2 protein-coding genes are annotated in these 724 nt (G+C 37.6%); both read right to left on the bottom strand.

Going from position 1 to position 724, the window contains the following annotated elements; translation table 11 throughout:
- Window positions 1–569: IS982 family transposase (locus JR005_RS09035; protein ID WP_228731674.1), on the bottom strand; the 569-nt coding region annotated here is incomplete at its 3' end.
- A 41-nt stretch (window positions 570–610) separates the two neighbouring features.
- Window positions 611–724, bottom strand: a 114-nt coding sequence (locus tag JR005_RS15145; protein ID WP_324064675.1) for an IS3 family transposase, incomplete at its 5' end; no start/stop codon positions are given.

Here is a 724-nt window from a genome sequence, read left to right as displayed (position 1 = left end):
GCATAAAGCTTTGCGTCTAAGCCTTCAACCAATTGTTCAACCATTTTTATGTCAGCAACATGCCCATTAGATAAGCCTGAGCTAACGATCTCACCGAATTGATTCATCACGATATGTAACTTACAGCCATAAAACCATCCCATTGAACTTTTACCGCGAGATGCAATCTTGGCTAATGATTTATGACGCTGAATACGCTGATTTTTACAGACAGGCAGAGTCGTTGAATCAATCCATAAATATTGTTTGTATTCACCTTTCATCAAAGCGACATGTAAAGCATGTAGAGCTAATTGATGCATATTGATCAGGTGAATCATCCTTTGGTAACAGGGTAAGCGTTTAAATAAATGATTTTTATCCTGCTTCAACCATGAAAAGAAAGCTTTGAAATTGTTGAAATGAGAACACTTATACCAAATGGCGATAAAANGTATTTCTGAGAGACTCAGCTGGGCTGGTCGAATTCTTACAGAGCGACGACTTTGTTTGAGAAACTTCCAATAAGTTGCTTCAAATTTAAGAAAGAAATCATCAATGATGCAGAATAATTCGGTACTATTGAACATCATGAACCGTACCGGGTTTGTCGGAGACTTTTTTATTTAAGTTAGGCCACCTGACCTAACGGATTAATCTTATCATAGTACATTGCTTCAAACTCAAAAGGCGATACATAACCCAGTGCACTGTGTACACGCTTTTTGTTGAACCAATCTACCCT

The sequence above is a fragment of the Acinetobacter sp. Colony158 genome (assembly GCF_019264745.1).
In the GTDB taxonomy this organism is placed as follows: Bacteria; Pseudomonadota; Gammaproteobacteria; order Pseudomonadales; family Moraxellaceae; genus Acinetobacter; species Acinetobacter ursingii.
Note: the sequence above shows the minus strand (reverse complement) of the source record. Positions and strands in the feature narration are given on the sequence as shown.